Origin of the sequence: Kitasatospora sp. NPDC059327 (assembly GCF_042752535.1) — a bacterium.
Taxonomy (GTDB): domain Bacteria; phylum Actinomycetota; class Actinomycetes; order Streptomycetales; family Streptomycetaceae; genus Kitasatospora.
Window position 1 is genome coordinate 20,693 of record NZ_JBHYYB010000023.1, and the last position, 19,027, is coordinate 39,719.

Annotated in this window: 16 protein-coding genes; 4 read left to right on the plus strand and 12 right to left on the minus strand. The window is 74.8% G+C overall.

The annotated features are described in order from the left end of the window. The first annotated feature begins 87 nt into the window (after positions 1 to 87). On the plus strand, positions 88 to 2,178 hold the full coding sequence (locus tag ACFXHB_RS16470) for a primosomal protein N' (RefSeq protein WP_380574909.1): 2,091 nt from the start codon (positions 88 to 90) through the stop codon (positions 2,176 to 2,178). A 133-nt stretch (positions 2,179 to 2,311) separates the two neighbouring features. Here ACFXHB_RS16470 and ACFXHB_RS16475 read toward each other — a convergent pair whose 3' ends face one another. Further along, positions 2,312 to 2,920 (minus strand): hypothetical protein, encoded by a 609-nt coding sequence (locus tag ACFXHB_RS16475; protein WP_380574910.1) that lies wholly within the window; start codon positions 2,918 to 2,920, stop codon positions 2,312 to 2,314. A 460-nt stretch (positions 2,921 to 3,380) separates the two neighbouring features. Here ACFXHB_RS16475 and def point away from each other — a divergent pair, with 460 nt between their 5' ends. From def to ACFXHB_RS16490, 3 genes are all read left to right on the plus strand, one after another. After that, positions 3,381 to 3,926 (plus strand): peptide deformylase, encoded by a 546-nt coding sequence (gene def, locus ACFXHB_RS16480; protein WP_380574911.1) that lies wholly within the window; start codon positions 3,381 to 3,383, stop codon positions 3,924 to 3,926. A gap of 52 nt (positions 3,927 to 3,978) precedes the next feature. Beyond that, positions 3,979 to 4,923 carry a methionyl-tRNA formyltransferase gene (fmt, locus tag ACFXHB_RS16485; protein ID WP_380574912.1) on the plus strand — a complete coding sequence of 315 codons (945 nt, stop codon included), beginning with the start codon at positions 3,979 to 3,981 and terminating at the stop codon, positions 4,921 to 4,923. 183 nt (positions 4,924 to 5,106) lie between these two features. Beyond that, positions 5,107 to 6,540, plus strand: coding sequence for an RsmB/NOP family class I SAM-dependent RNA methyltransferase (locus ACFXHB_RS16490; protein ID WP_380574913.1), 1,434 nt, complete (start codon positions 5,107 to 5,109; stop codon positions 6,538 to 6,540). A gap of 151 nt (positions 6,541 to 6,691) precedes the next feature. Here ACFXHB_RS16490 and ACFXHB_RS16495 read toward each other — a convergent pair whose 3' ends face one another. The 11 genes from ACFXHB_RS16495 to ACFXHB_RS16545 form a co-directional block, all read right to left on the minus strand. Next, a complete protein-coding gene (locus ACFXHB_RS16495; RefSeq protein WP_380574914.1) occupies positions 6,692 to 8,806 on the minus strand; it encodes a tetratricopeptide repeat protein in 2,115 nt (704 codons plus the stop codon). After that, positions 8,803 to 9,219, minus strand: a complete 417-nt coding sequence (locus ACFXHB_RS16500; protein WP_380574915.1) for a hypothetical protein — start codon at positions 9,217 to 9,219, stop codon at positions 8,803 to 8,805. Before ACFXHB_RS16500 ends, ACFXHB_RS16495 begins: the two co-directional genes overlap by 4 nt. A gap of 152 nt (positions 9,220 to 9,371) precedes the next feature. After that, positions 9,372 to 9,836 carry a MarR family winged helix-turn-helix transcriptional regulator gene (locus ACFXHB_RS16505; RefSeq protein WP_380574916.1) on the minus strand — a complete coding sequence of 155 codons (465 nt, stop codon included), beginning with the start codon at positions 9,834 to 9,836 and terminating at the stop codon, positions 9,372 to 9,374. 77 nt (positions 9,837 to 9,913) lie between these two features. Next, positions 9,914 to 10,267 carry a DUF6204 family protein gene (locus ACFXHB_RS16510; protein WP_380574917.1) on the minus strand — a complete coding sequence of 118 codons (354 nt, stop codon included), beginning with the start codon at positions 10,265 to 10,267 and terminating at the stop codon, positions 9,914 to 9,916. A gap of 140 nt (positions 10,268 to 10,407) precedes the next feature. Next, positions 10,408 to 11,700 carry an MFS transporter gene (locus ACFXHB_RS16515; RefSeq protein ID WP_380574919.1) on the minus strand — a complete coding sequence of 431 codons (1,293 nt, stop codon included), beginning with the start codon at positions 11,698 to 11,700 and terminating at the stop codon, positions 10,408 to 10,410. Then, positions 11,697 to 12,392: a GNAT family N-acetyltransferase gene (locus ACFXHB_RS16520; protein WP_380574921.1), complete on the minus strand. Its 696-nt coding sequence runs from the start codon at positions 12,390 to 12,392 to the stop codon at positions 11,697 to 11,699. The genes ACFXHB_RS16515 and ACFXHB_RS16520 overlap by 4 nt, the downstream gene beginning before the upstream one ends. Further along, the gene (locus tag ACFXHB_RS16525; RefSeq protein WP_380574922.1) at positions 12,389 to 13,618 is read right to left on the minus strand and encodes a type III PLP-dependent enzyme; all 1,230 of its coding nucleotides are present in this window, start codon (positions 13,616 to 13,618) and stop codon (positions 12,389 to 12,391) included. The genes ACFXHB_RS16520 and ACFXHB_RS16525 overlap by 4 nt, the downstream gene beginning before the upstream one ends. Positions 13,619 to 13,624: 6 nt before the next feature. Then, positions 13,625 to 14,971 carry a DUF6271 family protein gene (locus tag ACFXHB_RS16530; RefSeq protein WP_380574924.1) on the minus strand — a complete coding sequence of 449 codons (1,347 nt, stop codon included), beginning with the start codon at positions 14,969 to 14,971 and terminating at the stop codon, positions 13,625 to 13,627. After that, positions 14,968 to 16,002 (minus strand): phytanoyl-CoA dioxygenase family protein, encoded by a 1,035-nt coding sequence (locus ACFXHB_RS16535; protein WP_380574925.1) that lies wholly within the window; start codon positions 16,000 to 16,002, stop codon positions 14,968 to 14,970. Before ACFXHB_RS16535 ends, ACFXHB_RS16530 begins: the two co-directional genes overlap by 4 nt. Positions 16,003 to 16,919: 917 nt before the next feature. After that, the gene (locus ACFXHB_RS16540) at positions 16,920 to 17,843 is read right to left on the minus strand and encodes a helix-turn-helix transcriptional regulator (protein ID WP_380574926.1); all 924 of its coding nucleotides are present in this window, start codon (positions 17,841 to 17,843) and stop codon (positions 16,920 to 16,922) included. Between the two features lie 187 nt (positions 17,844 to 18,030). Then, positions 18,031 to 19,008, minus strand: coding sequence for an NADP-dependent oxidoreductase (locus ACFXHB_RS16545; protein ID WP_380574927.1), 978 nt, complete (start codon positions 19,006 to 19,008; stop codon positions 18,031 to 18,033). Positions 19,009 to 19,027 lie beyond the last annotated feature (19 nt).

Sequence of the window (19,027 nt, forward strand, 5' to 3'; positions counted from 1 at the left end):
CCGGGGCGGCCGCCGCCTGCGGCGTTGTGGTGCGCGGTGCGGGCGCCGCGGGCGTCCTGTCGGTGTGACCTGGTAGTACTGGGAGCGATGAGCAACACGCAGGGGAGTGACGAGGCCGGGGCGGCGCCGGAGCAGCTTGCCTTCATCCGGGACACGGTCCGCCGGGCCAAGCCCCGGACCTGGCGCGGGGCCAAGCGGGCCGAGCACCTGCCGGTGGCCCGGGTGGTGGTCGACAAGGGCGTCCTGACCATCGACAAGTTCTTCGACTACGAGGTGCCCGCCGTGATGGCGCAGGACGCCCGGCCCGGCGTCCGGGTGCGGGTGCGGTTCGGGGCGCGGGTGGTGAAGGGGCAGCGCGAGGGCGGGGAGCTGCACGACGGGTTCATCGTCGAGCGGCTGGAGAAGAGCGACTTCCCCGGTCCGCTGGCGCCGCTGGCCCAGGTGCTCTCGCCCGAACCGGTGCTGACCCCGCAGCTGCTGCGGCTCTGCCGCACCGTCGCCGACCGGTACGCGGGCACCCTGGCCGACGTCCTCCAGCTGGCCGTCCCGCCCCGGCACGCCAAGGCCGAGGCCGAGCCCTCCCCGCCGCCCGCGCCGCTGCCGCCGGCGCCGCAGCCCGGCGGCTGGTCCCGCTACCCGGCCGGACCCGACTTCCTCGCCTCGCTGGCCGGCGGCGGCCAGCCGCGCGCGGTCTGGACGGCGCTGCCCGGCCCCGGCTGGCCGTACGAGATCGCCCGGGCCGTCGCGGCCACACTGGCGGGCGGGCGCGGCGCGCTGGTCGTCCTGCCGGAGGGCCGGTCGGTGGCGCGGGTGGACCAGGCGCTGACCGAGCTGCTGGGCGAGGGCACGCACGCGACCCTGGTGGCCGACCTCGGCCCCCGCGAGCGCTACCGGCGCTGGCTGACGGTGAGCCGCGGTTCGGTGCGCGCCGCCATCGGCACGCGCGCCGCCATGTTCGCGCCGGTGCGCGATCTCGGGCTGGTCGTCGTCTGGTCGGACGGCGACGGCAGCCACAGCGATCCGCGCAGCCCGCACCCGCACGTGCGGGAGGTCGCGCTGCTGCGCGCGGCGGAGGAGGGCGCGGGCGTCCTGCTGGGCGGGCACGCCGTCACGGTCGAGGGCGCGCAGCTGGTCAGCACCGGCTGGGCCCGGCCGCTGGTGGCCGACCGGGAGACCGTCCGGCAGGTGGCGCCGAGGGTGCGCACCGTCACCGACCAGGACCAGCACCGGGACGCCGGCGCCCAGGCCGCCCGGCTGCCCTCGGTGGCCTGGGAGGCGGCGCGGGAGGCGCTGGCGAGCGGTGGCCCGGTGCTCATCCAGGTGCCGCGCCGCGGCTACGTGCCCCGGCTGTCCTGCGGGAACTGCCGGGCTCCCGCGCGCTGCCGCCGGTGCGAGGGCCCACTGGAGTCGCCGGCGGCCGACGCCCCGCTGCGGTGCGGGTGGTGCGGGGAGGACGCGGCCGACTGGCACTGCCAGGAGTGCGGCTCGTTCCGGCTGCGGGCCCAGGTGATCGGTGCCCGGCGGACGGCGGAGGAACTGGGCAAGGCCTTCCCGCGGATCCCGGTGCGGACCTCCGGGCGGGACGCGGTGCTGGCGACCGTCCCGGCGGAGCCCGCGCTGGTGATCTCCACCCCGGGGGCCGAGCCGGTGGTCGAGGGCGGCAGCGGCTACGCGGCCGCGCTGCTGCTGGACGGCTGGGCGCTGCTCGGCCGGCCGGACCTGCGGGCGGGGGAGGAGACGCTGCGGCTCTGGCTGGCCGCCGCCGCGCTGGTGAAGCCGTCGACGGAGGGCGGCACGGTGGTCGTGGTGGCCGAGCCGACCGCGCGGCCGGTGCAGGCGCTGGTCCGCTGGGACCCGCTCGGCCACGCCGGGCTGGAGCTGGAGGAGCGGGCGCAGCTGCACTTCCCCCCGGTGTCGCGGATGGCCTCGGTCAGTGGCAGCCCGGCGGCGGTGGCGGATCTGCTCGGGCTGATCCGGCTGCCCTCCGAGGCGGATGTGCTGGGGCCGGTGCCGGGGCCCGCGCTGCGGGGGGAGGAGCAGGAGCGGGCGCTGCTGCGGGTGCCGCCCGGGCAGGGCGCGGCGCTGGCGGCGGCGCTGAAGGCGGCGCAGATCGCGCGGATCGCGCTGCGAACGCCTGAGGTGGTGAAGGTGCGGATCGATCCGACCGACATCGGCTGAGCCGGCCGGTGCGGTGGTCGGAGGGGGCGTGCGGGATCCGGTGGGTGCGCGCGGGGCTCGCGGGCGCCCGGTCCCGGCCCGAGGGCCCGTGCGGTGCGGCGCGCTCGCCCGGACCGCACGGACCCCTGGGGGCTCAGCCGCGCAGCGGGATGCCGGGGCGGTCCAGCGGGCCCCGGTCGTGGGTAGGGCGGTCGTGCGCGGACCGTTCCAGCGCGGCCCGGTCCAGGGCGCTGCGGTCCAGGCCGCCCTGGCGGGCCGCGGGGACGGTCGCGGCCAGTCCGGTCGGCGCGGGCGCGGCGGCCGGCACCTCCTCGGAGCGGTCCGGCCGGGCCGCTCCCGGCACCCCCGGGACGGCGCCGGCGGGCACCCCACCGGCCGCCAGCAGCTCGCTGGTCGGCCGGCGCATCCCGTAGCGCCGGTGCACCGCCTGCTTGGTGACCCCGAGAGCCGAGCCCACCGAGTCCCAGGAGAAGCCCAGCGCGCGGTCGAACTCGACCGCCGCCGCCACCAGCGTCTCCACGCTCTCGCGCAGCTCCTGCGCCAGCCGCACCGTCGGCGCGGGCGCCCGCCCGTACACCACGAACCCGGCCGAGGTGCTGGGGCGGCGCGGACGGTAGACGTTGCCCAACTGGGCGGTCAGCGTCCGCAGCGCGTCGACCTGCCGCCGCACCCGCTCGATGTCCCGCACCAGCAGGTGCAGGCTCGCCCGCGCCCGGGCGTCGTGATTGATCTGCTCGGCCATGGCCTACGTGCCACCTTCCGTACGGTTCAGCTCGGCCGGAACGCGGTGTCCCGCACGTTCCGGCCCCGGTCAATCTCACTTGACCAACGCCGGACCGGCCGCCGGGGTCACGCAGCCGGGCCGACTCGGGATATGCCAGAACACCCTGCCGGGGGCCGAAGACCTGCGCGGCAGCGGGCCGGAGGGGCGGGCAGTGCCCCGGTCCGATTGCATAGAATCGGTCGGCGGCCGGCTCGTGCGCGGGTCCGCGCCCGGCGCGTCCGGGGGGCGGGGCGCGCGAACGCCCGCCGTCCCGAACGACCGCAGTCCTGAACGCCCGCAGTCCCGAACGACCGCAGTCCTGAACGCCCGCAGTCCCGAACGCCCGCAGTCCTGAACGCCCGCAGTCCCGAACGCCCGCAGTCCTGAACGCCTGCAAGCCCGCATGCCCGAACCCCCGACGGACAGGAGCCCGTACGCCGTGGCGATCCAGCCGATCCGCATCTTCGGAGACCCCGTCCTGCGGGCGACCGCCCAGCCGGTGACCACCTTCGACAAGGAACTGCGCACCCTGGTCCGGGACCTCACCGAGACCATGCTCGACGCGCCCGGCGCCGGCCTGGCCGCCCCCCAACTCGGGGTTTCCCTCAGGGTGTTCACCTATCACGTGGACGGCGTCGTCGGTCACCTGATCAACCCCGACCTGTCGTTGACCGAGGAGGAGCAGGACGGCCCGGAGGGCTGCCTCTCGCTGCCCGGCCTGCGCTACGACACCAAGCGCGCGTACGGCGTGGTCGCCAAGGGCTTCACCATGTACGGCGATCCGATCACCGTCGAGGGCACCCAGTTGCTCGCCCGCTGCATCCAGCACGAGACCGACCACCTCGACGGCATCATCTTCATCGACCGCCTCGACCGCGAGCGGCGCAAGGAAGCGCTGAAGGCGATCCGCGAGGCGGACTGGGGCGAGGGCCCCGCGCCCGTCGTCCGGGTCTCCCCGCACAGCACCTTCGGCTCCGCTCGCTGACCGCCGCCGGGCCGGCACTGCTACCGAATTCCCTTTACCAGAAAGGCACTTGATGCGCCTCGTGTTCGCCGGCACCCCCGAGGTCGCCGTTCCCGCCCTGGACGCCCTGCTCGCCTCCGACCGGCACGAGGTCGTCGCGGTGGTCACCCGCCCCGACGCCCCCGCCGGACGCGGCCGCAAGCTGGTCGCCAGCCCCGTCGCCCAGCGCGCCGAGGAGGCCGGGATCGAGGTCCTCAAGCCGGTGAAGCCCAGCGACCCGGAGTTCATCGCGCGCCTCACCGAACTCGCCCCCGACTGCTGCCCGGTGGTCGCGTACGGCGCGCTGCTGCGCCCCGGCGCGCTGGAGATCCCCGCGCACGGCTGGGTCAACCTGCACTTCTCGCTGCTCCCGGCCTGGCGCGGCGCCGCCCCCGTGCAGCACGCGGTGCTGGCCGGCGACGAGGTCACCGGCGCGTCCACCTTCCGGATCGAGCAGGGCCTCGACTCCGGCCCGGTCTACGGCGTCATCACCGAGGAGATCCGCCCGACCGACACCAGCGGCGAGCTGCTCGACCGCCTCGCGCACTCCGGCGCCCGCCTGCTGGCCGCCACCATGGACGGCATCGCCGACGGCTCCCTGCACGCCGTCCCGCAGCCCGTCGACGGCATCACGCTCGCGCCGAAGATCAACGTCGAGGACGCCCGGATCGACTGGGCTCACCCCGCGCTGCGGATCGACCGGGTGGTGCGCGGCTGCGCCCCCGCCCCCGGTGCCTGGACGCTCTTCCGCGGTGAGCGGCTCAAGGTGTCCGGCCCGGTGAAGCTGGTGACGGACGCCGCCGCGCTCACCCCCGGCGAGCTGGCCGTCGGCAAGAACAGCGTCCGCGTCGGAACCGGCAGCCATGAGATCGAGCTCGGTGAGGTGCAGCCGCAGGGCAAGAAGCCGATGCGTGCCGCCGACTGGGCGCGGGGGGCGCGGATCGAGTCCGGCGAGCGCTTCGGGGACACCGCGGGCTGACGCCGCGAGCCGACACCGCCCGGGACCGCCGCACCGCCGGACCGGCCGGTCATGACCGGTCATGACCGGTCATGACCGGTCACGGCCGGGCCGGGCGGCCGGCGCACGGGGGTGTACCGTCAAACTGGCACCCCTCGGGGGCCACCGTTCGTCCGATAACCACCGCAGCACTTTGAGGCACCTGTGAGCACACCCAGCGCCGGCCGCGCGCCCCGTCCGCACCGTCGTCCCAAGAAGGACCCGGCGCGCATCGTCGCCTTCCGCGCCCTGCGGGCCGTCGACGAGCGCGACGCCTACGCCAACCTGATCCTGCCCTCGCTGCTGCGCGAAGCCGAGCAGAAGGGCATGGACCGGCGCGACGCCGCCCTCGCCACCGAACTCGTCTACGGCACCCTGCGCCTCCAGGGCACCTACGACGCGGTCATCGCCGCCTGCATCGACCGTCCGCTGAGCAAGGTCGACCCGCCGGTCCTGGACGTCCTGTCGCTCGGCGCCCACCAGCTGCTCACCACCCGCATCCCCAGCCACGCCGCCGTCTCGGCCACCGTCGAGCTGGCCCGGGTGGTCCTCGGTGACGGCAAGGCCAAGTTCGTCAACGCCGTGCTGCGCCGGATCAGCGCCCACGACCTGGACACCTGGATCGGCAAGGTCGCCCCGCCCTACGAGAAGGACGCCGAGGACCACCTGGCCGTCGTCCACTCGCACCCGCGCTGGGTCGTCGCGGCCCTCTGGGACTCGCTCGGCCGCTGGCAGCCGGACGCCGCCGGCCGCACCGCGATCGAGGAGCTGCTGCGCGCCGACAACGAGCGGCCCGAGGTGACCCTGGTCGCCCGCCCGGGCCGGATCGCGGTGACCGACCTCGCCGAGGCCCTGCCCGAGGCCGAGCCCGGCCGCTGGTCCCCGTTCGCGCTCCGGCTCGCCGAGGGCGGCGACCCGGGCACGCTCCCCGCCGTCCAGGAGAACCGCGCCGGTGTCCAGGACGAGGGCAGCCAGCTGGTCGCGCTCGCGCTGGCCGCGGCACCGGTCGACGGCCCGGACCGGCTCTGGCTGGACGGCTGCGCCGGCCCCGGCGGCAAGGCCGCGCTGCTCGCCGCCCTGGCCGCCGAGCGCGGCGCCGCCCTGGTGGCCAGCGAGAAGCAGCCGCACCGGGCCCGGCTGGTCGCCCGCGCGCTGGAGGGCAACCCCGGCCCGTACACCGTGATCGCCGCCGACGGCACCCGCCCCGCCTGGCGGGCCGACGGGTTCGACCGGGTGCTCGTGGACGTCCCCTGCTCAGGTCTCGGCGCACTGCGCCGCCGTCCGGAGGCGCGCTGGCGCCGCCGGCCGCAGGACATGGCCGCCTTCGGTCCGCTCCAGCGCGACCTGCTCCGTGGGGCCATCGACGCCACCCGGGTCGGCGGCGTCGTCGGCTACGCGACCTGCTCGCCGCACCTCGCCGAGACCCGGGCCGTCGTGGACGACGTGCTGCGCGAGCAGGGCGGCCGGGTGGAGTGGATCGACGCCCGCCCGCTGCTGCCCGGGGTGCCGGCCCTGGGCGACGGCCCGGACGTCCAGCTCTGGCCGCACCTGCACGGGACGGACGCGATGTACCTGGCGCTGCTGCGCCGCACCGCCTGACGCACGCGGTGCCGGAGGGGCGCCCGGGCCGCCGTCGGGGGAGATCCCCGGTGGCGGGCCGGGCGCCCCTCGGCGTTGGCGGGGGCGATCGGTCGGGCCTGGGCCGAGGCCGGTGCTGAGCGGTGTCGGAGGACCGGGTGAGGCCCCGGGGTCAGGCTTCCGGGAGGGACCGGCCCAGGGCGCGCCGCTTCCGTGCGAAGGCGAGGGTGCGGCGGCTCGTGACAGTGTCCGGGTGGTCCTCGCCGAGGAGCTGTTCGCGTTCGGCGAGGACGGCTTCCAGCAGACGGACGGCGCGGTCGAGGTCCCCGGCTTCGAGGTAGGCGGTGGCGAGGTTGTCGCGGCTGGTGAGGGTGCGGCGGTGGGTGGGGCCGAGAACCTGCTCGGACTGGGTGAGGGTGGTTTCCAGCAGTGGGACGGCGCGGTCGAGGTCGCCGGCCGCGAGGTAGGCGGAGGCCAGATTGTTGCGGCTGACCAGGGTGGCGGGGTCGTCTGGGCCGAGGACTTGCTCGTACTGGGTGAGGGTGGTTTTCAGGAGCGGGAGGGCACGGTTGAGGTCGCCGGCCCAGCGGTAGGCGGAGGCGAGGTTGTTGCGCGTGCTGAGAGTGTCGGGGGCGAGGGGGCCGAGGACCTGCTCGTGTTGGGTGAGGGTGGTTTTCAGGAGCGGGAGGGCACGGTTGAAGTCGCCGGCCGAGCGGTAGGCGGAGGCGAGGTTGTTGCGGCTGACCAGGGTGGAGGGGTGGAGGGGGCCGAGGACTTCTTCCCGGGCGGCGAGCGTGCCTTCGAGCAGCGGGAGGGCCCGTCCGAGGTCGCCGGCCTCCTCGTACGCGTAGGCGAGGTTGTGGCGGCAGGTCAGGGTCTTGAGGTGGGTCTCCCCGAGAGTCCGCTCGTGCAGGGCCAGGTCGGCGAGCAGCAGGGGGATGGCGCGGGCGCTGTGGCCCAGATCGTGGAGGTACTGGGCGGCGGACTGGTAGTGGTCGGTCGTGAGGGCGTCGGGGAACTCGGCCTTGGCGGTACCGGCCAGCGCTATGAGGTGGGGGAGCACGGCGTCCCAGGCGGGGGAGGGGTTGCCGTCCGGCTCGGGGAGGTCGTCGAGGGCACGGGCGACGGCGTCCTCGGCCTCGGCGCGGCCGGGCCGGTCGGGGGCACCGCGCAGGACGGTCTGGACGAGGCGGTGGATGCCGACGCTGGTCGGGGTGAGGGTGACCATGCTGTACGAGGCGAGGGTGCCGAGGGCTTCGGCGACGGCGTCCTCGTGCGCGTCCTCGTCCGGATCCTCGCCGGTGTCCTCGTGCTCGGTGAGCCGGCTCAGCAGGGTCACGGGGATGTCGTCGGGGGCGAGCCAGGCCAGGGTGTGCAGGACGGTGACGGCGAGCGGATCGTGGTCGGCGAGGGCCGCGAGGGTCTGCGTCCAGACGCGCGCGATGGTGCGCCGGGCGTCGACGCCGTCGGCGGCCTTGTCGAGCTTGCTGCCCAGTCGGCGGCGGTAGGCGGCGATGTCCACCGTGCGGTTGCGGGCCAGGTACGCGCCGGCCTGGTCGAGGGCGAGCGGGAGGTGTCCGAGGTCGGCGGCGAGCAGCCGGGCCTCGCGGAGTTCGCGCGGGTCGGGGTCGGGGCCGCAGAGGAGGGCCGCGGCCTCGTCGGGGGCCAGCACACCGAGGGCGCGGGTGGGGGTGCCGCGGGGCCAGCCGGTGGCCCGGCGGGTGGTGACGAGCAGGTGGCCACCGGTCAGTGAGCCGAGGTAGGGGTGCAGGTCGCGGGGGTCCTCGGCGTTGTCCAGGACGAGCAGCCAGCCCTGGTGCCAGTGCAGCCAGTTGAGCGCCCAGGTGGCCTGTTCCCGTTCCGAGGCGTGCGGGGCCCAGGCGGGGGCGAGGCGTGCGGCGAGGGCCGCGAGGGACTGTTCGATGCGGGCCGGGGACTCGGCGTGGATCCACCAGAGCAGGGTGTAGGAGGTGCGGTGCAGATGGGCGTAGGACAGCGCGAGGGTGGTCTTGCCGATGCCGCCGAGGCCGTGGACGGTCGGCGACTGGGTGACGGCGGAGCTGCCGTCGGTGTCCAGGACGCGGCGCAGCCAGGCGAGTTCCTCCGCGCGGCCGACGCAGACCGGTCGCGGGCCGAGGTTGTTGCACTCGGGCGGCGCCGGGGTGTCGCGGGCGGAGGCGAGGACGACGGGGGGCAGCACGAGGTCGCCGGTGACGGCGGTGCCGATGGTGTGGGCGGCGACGGACCGCGGGCCGGTGGCGGCGGCGAGGGGGTCGGGAGCGGTCACGAGTCGGTGCGGTGCCCGTCGCCGGTGATGGCGGTGCCGATGGTGTGGGCGGCGACGGAGCGCTCGCCGACGGCGGTGACGGTGATCGTACCGGTGGACTGATGGCTGATCAGTTCGCGCATGTCGCGGCGCAGTTCGGTGTCCTCGCGCAGGGCCGCCCGCAGGTGCAGGCGCAGCGCTGCGGTGGCCGACTCCGGGTCCTCCTCCGCGTCCGCCACGGCGGCCTCCAGTGCGGCGCGCTCGGCCGCGTCACCGCGTCGCCAGACGCGCTGGAGCAGGCGGCGGCCGGCGTTGGCGGTGGCGTCCGCCGCGGCGTCCTCGGCCCGGGTGAGGACGGTGGTCCCGTAGGCGCCGAGCGCCCCCGTGAGGAACGGGCCCGTCTGGGTCAGCAGTTCGGCGATCTCGGTGCTCAACTGGTCCACCCCGAGGAGAAGTCGGTCGATTGTCGGCGACCATTGTGGCACCCGGGTGGCGGTGGTGGTGCCGCTCGGCCTTCGCCGCCGGTCGGGGTACTCGCGGGGCCGGGGTGGTCACCGTTCCGGGGGGCCGGGGTGGTCGGGGGTGGTCACCGCTCCGGGGTGGTGAGCGGCCGGTCGGTGAGGCCGGTGCCACCGAGGCGGGTGGTCAGATCGGCGAACAGGGCGATGTCCTCCGGGTTCCAGGAGGGCGCGGCGAACACCTGGTCGGCGACGTGTTCCGCCGTGGCGCGCATGTTCCGGAGCAGGGTACGGCCGGTGTCGGTGAGTGCCGCGTAGGCGACCCGGGCGTCCCGGGCGTCCGGTTCGCGGGTCACCAGGCCGATGCGCTCCAGCGGGGCGAGCCCCCGGGTGACCCCGGAGGCGGTGAGGCCGAGTGCCTCGGCGAGGTCGACCCGGCGCATCCGTCCGTCGGGTGCCTGGCCCAGCCGCAGCAGCAGGGTGAAATCGGCCAGGCTGACCCCGTGCAGCCCGCCCAGGCTCGCGTCGAACCGCCGTACCAGGGCCGCCTGGGCCCGGACCAGGCGCAGGGCCGCGTCCAGCGTGGAACTCATTGCCACCTCCTTGACTACTCAAGTATATCCCCTGGATCCGGCGATGGTCGAGGAGGTGGCGGAGCGGGAGTGCGGGATCAGGCGGTGCGGGCGGCGCGGCGTTGGCGCTTGCCCACGGCCGCCTGGGAGAGGTCCTCGGCCTGGGAACGGAGGTTCTTGTAGCCGTAGCCGCGTTCGTCGAGCCAGGCCCGCGCCGCCTCCTCGGCGCGTTCGGCGGCCGCCAGGATGTCCTCCTCGGCCTCGCCCGAGTCCAGGAAGCGGAAGGTGAAGGCGGGTCGGGCGGCGAGCTCGTAGCTGAGATGGCCCTCGGGCGTGAACGAGGCGTAGAGGACGTCGTGCTCGCCCGCGCGGGCGAGGAGTTCGGCGTGCTGGTCGGCGTCGAGGCCGTCGAAGGAGCCGCGGACGGTGACGCGGAAGGTGCGAGTGGTCATCCCTCGACCCTAGCCAGCGGGGTCGGTCCGGTTCCACCGCGTTTTCGCCGGCGGCCCCGGTCGGGGCGGGGCCGCCGGACGCGGGGCCGGGCCCCGACCCGGGCGTCCGGGTGGGGCCCGACCGGGGCTCGGGGCGGGGCTCAGGCCTCGCGCAGGGCGGGCGCCTCGGGCGCGGCGGGCACGACGTCGGCGTCGTCGGAGCCCGCCCCGGGTGCGGTCGGCTCCTCGGCGCTCGGCGCGCCGTCCTTCCCGGCCAGGGCCGGCCAGCGGATCTGGGTGGCGCAGAGCGAGACGACGGCGGCCGACGCGGCCACCGCGGCCATGCCCCAGACCAGGCCGCCGGCGTCGGCGATGAAGCCGATCACCGCCGGTCCGGCCAGCAGGCCGGTCGTCCCGGTGGCGGCGACCAGCGCCAGCGCGTCCGAGCCCTGCCGGGCCGCGGCCACGTAGATGCAGGGCGTCACGGCCGCGACGCCCAGCCCCACGCAGGCGAACCCGAGGAGCGTCGGCACCACGCCGCCGGCCAGCAGGGCGAGCGCCAGGCCGGTACCGGCGAGCAGACTGCCGAACCGCACGATCCGTCCGTCGCCGAAGCGGGTGCGCCAGCCGTCGGCGAAGATCCGGGCCGTCACCATCATCACCGAGACGACCGCGATGCCCAGCGGTGCCAGCTGGGGCGAGGCGTTGACGACGTCCTTCAGGTAGAGGGCCGACCAGTCGTTCATGGCGCCCTCGGTGACGGTGCCGAAGACCATCGCCAGACCCATCCAGATCGTCACCCGGGAGGGCAGGCCGAGCCCGCGCTTCTTCTTCGGCGTCTGCGGCTCCGCGCTCTCGGGCGACTCCTCCCCGGTCGTCCGGTCGTCCGTCAGCATGCCGGTCTGGGCCAGCCCGAGCAGCAGCAGGAGGACGACGGCGGCCAGGCCGAAGTGTGCGGAGAGGGTGGTGGTGAAGGCACTGACGCCGGAGGCGAGCAGGGCGGCGAGCAGCGAGCCGGCGCTGAACGTGGCGTGCAGCCTGGACATCGCGGTCCGCCGGTACCTCACCTCCAGGGCGGCGCCCTGCGCGTTCATCGCGACGTTGAGGCAGCCGACGGCGACGCCGTCGAAGCAGGCGACCGCCAGGGTCACCGGGTAGTTCGGCGCCACGGTCAGGCCGAGCAGGACCAGGCCCAGGGCGACCGCCGACAGGGTGGCGAGCAGCCGGGAGCCCAGTCGCTTCATCAGCACCGCGACCAGCGGGAAGGACGCCGCCGCGCCCACGCCGCAGACCATCAGCAGCAGGCCCAGTTCGGACTCGCTCAGGTCGAGCCGGGTCTTGAGCGCGGGCAGGCGGGAGACCCAGGTCGCGTACTGGAAGCCGAGGAAGCAGAACAGTGCCGCGATGGCCAGCTGTGCTCGGCGGTAGTCGTCGCGGAGGCGGAACGTGTTCATCGGACCACTTCGTCTTTCAGGGGCGACCCGGGGAGCGGGTCGTAGGGGTGCTGCGGCGCCCCGGTGCGCGCCGCGGGGAGCGGGGCCGGGGGGAGGGGAACCGCCTGGAGGGGAGCCGTCGGGGGGAGGGGAGCCGCCCGGACGGGGGCAGGGGGGAGCGGGGCGGGGCCGGGCGGTCCCGGCCGGAGGGGCATCGACATGTACACCGCCTGCGCGCCGTAGCTCGCCGGGAGTTCGACCGACCGGTCGGCGCGGTACCCCAGCGGCGCCCAGAAGGCTTCGCTGCCCAGGACGGCCACCAGGGAGACGGTCGCGAACCGCCGCGCCCGCGCGGTCTCGGTGAGCTGGGCGAGCACCAGCCGTGCCAGCCCCCGGCCGCGCAACTCCTCGGCGATCACGAGGTCGTGCAGATGGATGTTGGTCGACCGGGCGCCGGGTACCTCCGCCCGGCTCAGGTCCGGGCACCGCAGGCGCGGGTAGGGCAGGGCGAGCAGGTAGCCGCCGACCCGCCCCCGGTGCTCCACGGCGAAGCAGGTGGCCGGCGAGACCCGGGCCCTGGACTGCAGCGCCGCCCGCCCCTCGGACAGGCCGCTCGGGCCGTAGGTCCGGGCCTCCAGCGCCACCACCTCGTCCCAGTGCTCGGCGGCCAGCAGCCGGACGCGGACGTCCTCGGCGATCTCCTCGGCCGTCACGCGGAACCTCCCGCCGAGGCGCCGGCGCCTGCCCCGGAGGCGTCGGCGCCGCCGACACAGGTGTACGGGAGCGGCGCGAACCCGTTGAATCCCTGGGTCGTGTAGGCCGTGGAGTAGGCGCCGCAGGAGAAGATCCAGACCGGATCGCCGGAGGCGACGGCCGCCGGCACCGCGACCAGGCCCTCCTGGTCGGCGTACGCGTCGTCGCTGTCGCAGGTCGGGCCCGCGACGACGGCCGGTACGTACCCGGCGTCGGGCGCGGACGGACCGGGGTGGGAGGGGAACTCCATCCGGTACTGCAACTCGTCCATCTCGTACAGCCCGTTGAACTTGCCGCAGCCCAGGTACAGCCAGCGCGCGCGCCCGCCGTCGAGCTGCTCCCGCGAGGTCAGCCGGGCCACGTGGGTCCGGATGGCGCCGTGGTCCGCGACCAGGTGGCGCCCCGGCTCCAGGAGGAACTCCAGGGGCGAGGCCGACGCCTTCCGGAGCCGCTGGATGCCCTCCCGGATGACGACGAACATCTTGTCCACCGGCGGATCGAGCGGCCGCCCCCGCTTGTCGAGGACGCCCAGGGCGGGCAGCCCGCCGCCGAGGTTGACGTGGTCCAGCAGGATCCCCCGCGCGCCGAGCGCCTCGATCACGGCGGCGAGCGAGTCCACCGCGCTCTGCCAGGCGTCGGAGGTCATCTGCTGCGACCCGACGTGGACGGAGAGACCGGACGGTGTCAGCCCCGCCGCGCGCGCCGCCTCCAGGACCAGCACGGCGTCGGCGGCCGAGCAGCCGAACTTGCGGCTCAGGCCCCAGAGCGCGCCGTCCCCGGTGGTCGCGACCCGGCAGAACACCCGGGCGCCGGGGGCGTGGACGGCGATCGCCGCCACGTCCTCCAGGCTGTCCGTCGCGAAGTCCCGGACGCCGAGCCGGTAGGCCTCGGCGATGTTGCGGTCGGACTTGATGGTGTTGCCGTAGTGGATCCGCTCGACCGGGACGCCGGTGCGCAGCGCCTGGGCGATCTCCTGCGGGCCGGCCGCGTCGAAGCCGGCGCCGAGGCCCGCCAAGTGGGCCAGGACCTCGTCCACCGGGCACGCCTTCATGGCGAACCGGACGGCGACGCACGGCAGTTCGTGGAGCAGCGCGGTGTACTGGCCCGCTATCCCGTCCAGGTTGTAGAAGATCCGGTCGTCGGTCGCGGCCGCCAGGGCGGCGCGCAGGGAACTGTTCTCAGACATCGTCGATCACTCCAGGCCCGGCCGGCGGGCCGACAGCTCGGGGCCGGCGGCCCGGCAGGCCCGCACCAGCGGGCCCCAAGCCTCGATCAGCAGGGCGAAGTCCTCGGTGTCCGCCCGCGCCTCGTCGAGCAGGCGGTCCCGCAGGGGGGCCAGGTGGTCGGCGAACTCGGCGTACCTGCCGCCGAGTCGCCGGTAGGAGCGGTCGAGGACGGCGAGCCGGCGGACGTTCTCCGCGCGGTCCGTGCCGATGCTGCGCCGGACGGAGTCGGCGATGACGCGGACCCGGAGGCGGTGCTCGTCGTCGAGCAGCGCGCCGCCCGCCGCCTCCATGTCGGAGTACACCGGGTGGAGGTAGAGCATGGAGAGCAGGAACTTGGTGAACCGCAGCTGGTAGGCGGTGAATCCGGGGCCCGTCCGCCGCTCGGGGGTGTAGTAGTTCACGATGTGCCGGTTGTGCACCACTCCGGGCAGCGTGGCGTCGCGCACCACGTGCAGCAGGAAGTAGTCGCTGCCGATGGTGTCGGTCGCGGACGGCAACGGGAGGCGCTCGTAGACCTCGTGGTCGAAGCCGACGTTGCACAGGTCGATCCGGAAGACGTCCGGGAGGTCCAGGAGCGCGCGGTCGTGGGTGAACGGCTCGGTGCCGCCGCCGGTGAACGAGTCGTCGACCAGCTCCTGACGCTCCCGCGCGGACGCTCCGGTCGGTGCCCAGAGGCCGACGACCTCGTCGTACACGGCCTGGTCCAGCTCGCGGATCTCGCCGATGTCGACGGACAGTTCACCGATGAAGGAGCCGCCGACCAGGGACACAGGCTTCCCGGCGTGCGCCGGGTCCAGCGCGTTCTCGGTGACATCGGCCGCCGCGTCGGCCGCGCGCCTCCCGAGGGACAGCAGCTCGTGGTGGATCGGGAAGACCGGCCGGCCGTCCAGGACCTGGTAGTCGCCGTCCGAGTCCCGGCGGTGGACGGAGCGGCAGCCGAGGGCGGCCGCGATCAGGAACGCCCGGTTGGTGCAGGCACCGTAGGAGACGGCGTCCGGGAGCATCAGATCGAGCACCCGGGCCGGCTCGGCGACCCCCGAGGCGTCGATCACCCGCCGCAGGAACGCCCGCTGCCGGGCCTCGTCGAGGTGGTGCACGACCACGCCCGCCGTCGGCGGCAGCGCGGCCACGGCCTTGGCGTGCAGGGCGAAGGTCGACTCGTCGGAGGAGTCCAGGACCAGCAGGTGCACCTCGACGCCGAACTGCCCGGCGGCGTAGACCGCCTCCTCGCCGATCGACGCGATGGTGTGGGCGCACGCCCGGTTGGTGGGGAGGGTCAGGCACACCCGGCCCCCGTCGGCGGTCCGGCTCACGCGTCGCCGTCCCGGCCGCCGTGCCAGGACTCCAGGCCCAGCAGCTTCGCGCCGAGGTCGCTGAGCTCGGCCTTGCCGTAGCGCAGCGACTCGTGCTTGCGCGCGTCGCCGACCAGCGTCCTGTTCCACGTCGGGGTGGAGAGGTCGCGCCAGGAGGCGATCCGCGAGGCCTTCAGCTCCTCGTGCTCCTCCAGCGCGGGCATCATCGACAGGTACTGGACGGCCCGGACACCCCGATCGGAGGTGTTGCGGGCCACCCCGTGGGCGAGCATGCCGTTCCAGATCAGCAGGTCACCGGCCTTCAGGTCGGGCCGGACCACCGGGAACTCCGCACGGTCGATGTCGGGCCGGATCGGGTCGCGGTCGGCCGGCTGGGCGGCCTGCCACTGGTTGAAGCGCCGGAACAGCTCGGGGTCGCACTGGAAGCCGCCGTGGTCCGGCCGGGTGTCGTTCAGCGCGATGATCCCCTGGACGCGCTGCGGCAGGGTGCCGAGCGTGGTGTCGACGTCCCAGTGCAGCTCGATGTCGAAGCCCTTGTCCGTCGGCTCGATCAGCGCGCGGTCCCGGTTCCCGGTGTTCGGCGGGTTGAGGTTGAGCCGGTCCAGCGTCACCCAGAGCTCTTCGCAGTCCCAGACGTCGACGAAGGCGTCGTAGACCCGCCGGGCCTGGCGGCTGTCCCAGATCAGCTGGTGCTGGTAGGCCTCGACGAAGCCGTAGATGTACAGGTGCTGGGCCAGCTCGTCGGTGAACTCCCGCTCCTCGTACCAGGTTTCCGGCCGCTCCCGGTCAAGGCCCTGGAAGTCCCAGGCGAAGTCCAGCAGCTGCTTCGCCGCCTCGGCGGGGATCGCCTCCCGGACGACGACATATCCGTACGTCTGCCAGAAGGAGTAGTCCTCCTCGGACAGCACCCGCAGGGGCCGCGACTTCTCGATGTCCTTCAGCGGTGTCCTGGCGAGGTAGGTCTCGCCGTCGTTGCTGAAGTACGGGGTGTCGGAGGCGGCCCGGTACAGGTATCCGTCAGGCTTCGGCATGCAATCACTCCAGGAGTCGGGAAACAACCGCGGCCGGGTCGAACCGCCTGGTCAGGGGCGGCTCGTCGTCCCGTCCGCTCCGCCGCTCCCGGGCCGTTCCGCGTACGGGGACACCGCCGCGGGGCGGGCGTCGCAGGACGGCCGACCGGCGGCAACGGGTGCTCGGGCACGGACGGTTCGGGCGCAGCGGCCACGAACGGCCGGCGGGGGACGGCAGCGGGAAGAGCGCAGCCGAAGGCGCCGGTCGGGGTGAGGGTGAAGGTGAAGCGAGGGTGAGGGTGTGCTGGTGGGAGGTGCGCTTGGCGGGTGGTCGAACTGTCGAACTGTCGAACTGTCGGGCTGTCGGGCGAAGGGGTGCGGGTGGCACGGAGGTTGCGGTTCTCGCGGCTCCCGGCGGCGCTCACTGCTCGCGCGGTTCCTGCGGGATCTGCGGGCCCGATGGGGCCGTCGGGGCTTTCGGGTCCATGGACGGACCGCCCGTTTCCCGCCGGGGCAAGGCCGGGATTCCTTCCTCCTTTTGTGCTCGGAGTCCTGTGCGGGTCGTTGACTCCCTCGGTGGACACGCGGTGGAGCCGACCAACTCGCGCATCCGGCAAGGGGCCTCGCCAGGGCTTCCCACCTCGTCGAACTTTCTTTCCCCTACGGTGGACTAGACCAACTTGTGGTGTCAACCCTTGTCCGCGAGAGCGTGGATGACGCCGTGACGATCGGCCGGACCGGCGGTGACCAGCGCAAAAGCGGCCGGTGTGGCGCGGGCGGCGACGACTGCCCGAAGGGGTCGGCTTGGTTGCCCTTTGAGGCAGCGCGGTGCGGGGCGGGCCCGGTCGGCGTCGCGGTGCCGGGTGCCGGGTGCCGGGTGCCGGGTGCCGGGTGCCGGGTTCGGGGTTCGGTGCCGGCTGCGCCTGGGCCGGCGGGGACTACCGGTCGCGGCCGGTCGCGGGCCGGGGGACGACGGGGGTGGCGTCCGGCCGGGAGGCCGCGGCGGTGTCCCGGTCCTCCTGCGCCGTCCAGGCGAGCAGGAGCCGCAGGGCGTCCTCGGAGGGGCTCCCGGGCTCGGGCGCGTAGGTGATCAGCGCCTGGGTCGGGTCGTCGGCGGCGCGCAGGGTCTCATAGGCCAGTTCGAGCGTGCCGACGACCGGGTGATGGAAGCGCTTGACCCCGGACGTCTTGTCCCGCACCGGATGCTCGGCCCACCAGCGGCGGAACTCGTCGCTCTTCACGGCGAGTTCGCCGATCAGCTCGCGCAGCCTCGGATCCTCGGGCCGATGGCCCGCCTCCATCCTCAGATAGGCCACGTTGCCACGCGCGCACGCCTCCCAATCCGCGTACAGGGAACGGGACTCGGGGTGCAGGAAGGTGATCCTGGCGATGTTGCGCGCGGCGGGTTCGAGGGCGTCGAAGTCGCCGAGGAGCGCGCCGGCCGCCCGGTTCCAGGCCAGGACGTCCATCCGCTGCCCCATCACCAGGGCCGGTAGCTCCGGCAGGGACCGCAGCAGGGTCGCCAGCATCGGCCGGACGTGCTGCGGCCGGGCCGCCGGCGGAGCGGTCCGTCGTGCCCCGGCGGCCGGGCGTGCGATCCGGTGCAGATGCCCGGTCTCCTGCTCCTCCAGCCGCAGTGCACGGGCCAGCGCGTCGAGCACCGCGGGCGAGACGTTGCGGACCCGCCCCTGTTCCATCCGGGTGTAGTAGTCGACGCTGACGCCGGCGAGTTCGGCGATCTCCTCGCGGCGCAGCCCCGCGACCCGGCGCCGACCGCCCGCGCCGGGCAGGCCGACCTCCTGGGGCAGGAGCCGGGCGCGGCGGGAACGCAGGAAGTCGCCGAGGGCGGTCGGGGAACTCATGCCCCGATTCTGACTGATGCGCCGCCGCTTTGCCTGGCCCTGCCAGGACCAGGTTCGGCGGCGGCGGCGGGGGGCGGGGGGCGGGGTCGGAGGTCGGGGTTGGGGTCGGAGGTGGGGTCGGAGGTGGGGGTGGGTCGGTGGTCGGCCACCCGGGTGGGGGCCGGCGCCCGGCGGGGCGCCCGGGTCCTCAGTGGCCGGCGACGCTGAGGACGATCTTGCCCTGGAGGTGTCCCTGCTCGGCGTGGCGGTGGGCGGCGGCCGCCTCCCGCAGGGGGAAGACGCGGTCGATGCCGACCCGGACCTCCCCGGCATCGAGCAGCTCCGCCAGCGCGGCGAGGTCGGCGCCACTCGAACGGACCTGCCACATACCGTCGTTGATCGCGATGCCGAGTGCGGTGGCCCGCTCGCGGTGGTACTCACCGGGGAAGACGGGGGCGATCCGGCCGCCGCGTCGGACGGTCGGCAGGAGCCGGTGCGCTTCGGGTCCGCCGACGGTGTCGATCAGCAGATCGGCGTCGCGGACGACCTCCTCGACGGGGGTGCGGGTGTAGTCGACGAAGCGGTCCACGCCGAGGCCGTGCAGGAACTCCTCGTGGCGGCCGGAGGCGACGCCGATCACCTCCTCCGCGCCGGCCGCCCTGACGAGCTGGACGGCGAAGTGGCCGACGCCGCCGGCGGCGCCGTTGACCAGGACGGTGTGGCCGGGCCGGGATCCCAGGTGCTCGAAGACGAACTGATAGGCCGTCAGTCCGGCCATCGGCACGGCGGCGGCCTCGACGTGCCCGAGGCTGCTCGGCCTGGCGGCCAGGTGGTGGGCGGGCGCGACGGCGTACTCGGCGTAACCCGAGGGGAGACCGGGGAAATTGACCAGCCCGAAGACCTCGTCCCCGGGCTGCCAGGCGGTGACGCCCTCGCCGAGCGCCGCGACCACGCCCGAGATGTCGCTGCCCAGGATCAGAGGTGGTGTCCAGGTGGGCCGGATCCCGGGCGGGAGGTTCGCGAAGCCGCGGCGCGCGTACCAGTCGGGCGGGTTGACGCCCGCCGCGTGGACGCGCACCAGCACCTCGCCCGGTCCGGGTTCGGGTCGGGCCACCTCCTCGTACACCAGCTCCTCGGGCTCGCCGAAGGCGTGCAGCCGGACGGCGCCCATCGTTGCCGTGCCCATGTTTCTCCCCATTCACCGG

Bases quoted from the DNA above. Each gene is read 5' to 3' on its own strand.
- ACFXHB_RS16470 (WP_380574909.1), top strand. From the start codon at position 88: ATGAGCAACACGCAGGGGAGTGACGAGGCCGGGGCGGCGCCGGAGCAG.
- ACFXHB_RS16515 (WP_380574919.1), bottom strand. From the start codon at position 11,700: ATGAACACGTTCCGCCTCCGCGACGACTACCGCCGAGCACAGCTGGCC.
- ACFXHB_RS16505 (WP_380574916.1), bottom strand. From the start codon at position 9,836: ATGAGTTCCACGCTGGACGCGGCCCTGCGCCTGGTCCGGGCCCAGGCG.
- ACFXHB_RS16510 (WP_380574917.1), bottom strand. From the start codon at position 10,267: ATGACCACTCGCACCTTCCGCGTCACCGTCCGCGGCTCCTTCGACGGC.
- fmt (WP_380574912.1), top strand. From the start codon at position 3,979: ATGCGCCTCGTGTTCGCCGGCACCCCCGAGGTCGCCGTTCCCGCCCTG.
- ACFXHB_RS16535 (WP_380574925.1), bottom strand. From the start codon at position 16,002: ATGCCGAAGCCTGACGGATACCTGTACCGGGCCGCCTCCGACACCCCG.
- ACFXHB_RS16475 (WP_380574910.1), bottom strand. From the start codon at position 2,920: ATGGCCGAGCAGATCAATCACGACGCCCGGGCGCGGGCGAGCCTGCAC.
- ACFXHB_RS16525 (WP_380574922.1), bottom strand. From the start codon at position 13,618: ATGTCTGAGAACAGTTCCCTGCGCGCCGCCCTGGCGGCCGCGACCGAC.
- ACFXHB_RS16545 (WP_380574927.1), bottom strand. From the start codon at position 19,008: ATGGGCACGGCAACGATGGGCGCCGTCCGGCTGCACGCCTTCGGCGAG.
- ACFXHB_RS16540 (WP_380574926.1), bottom strand. From the start codon at position 17,843: ATGAGTTCCCCGACCGCCCTCGGCGACTTCCTGCGTTCCCGCCGCGCC.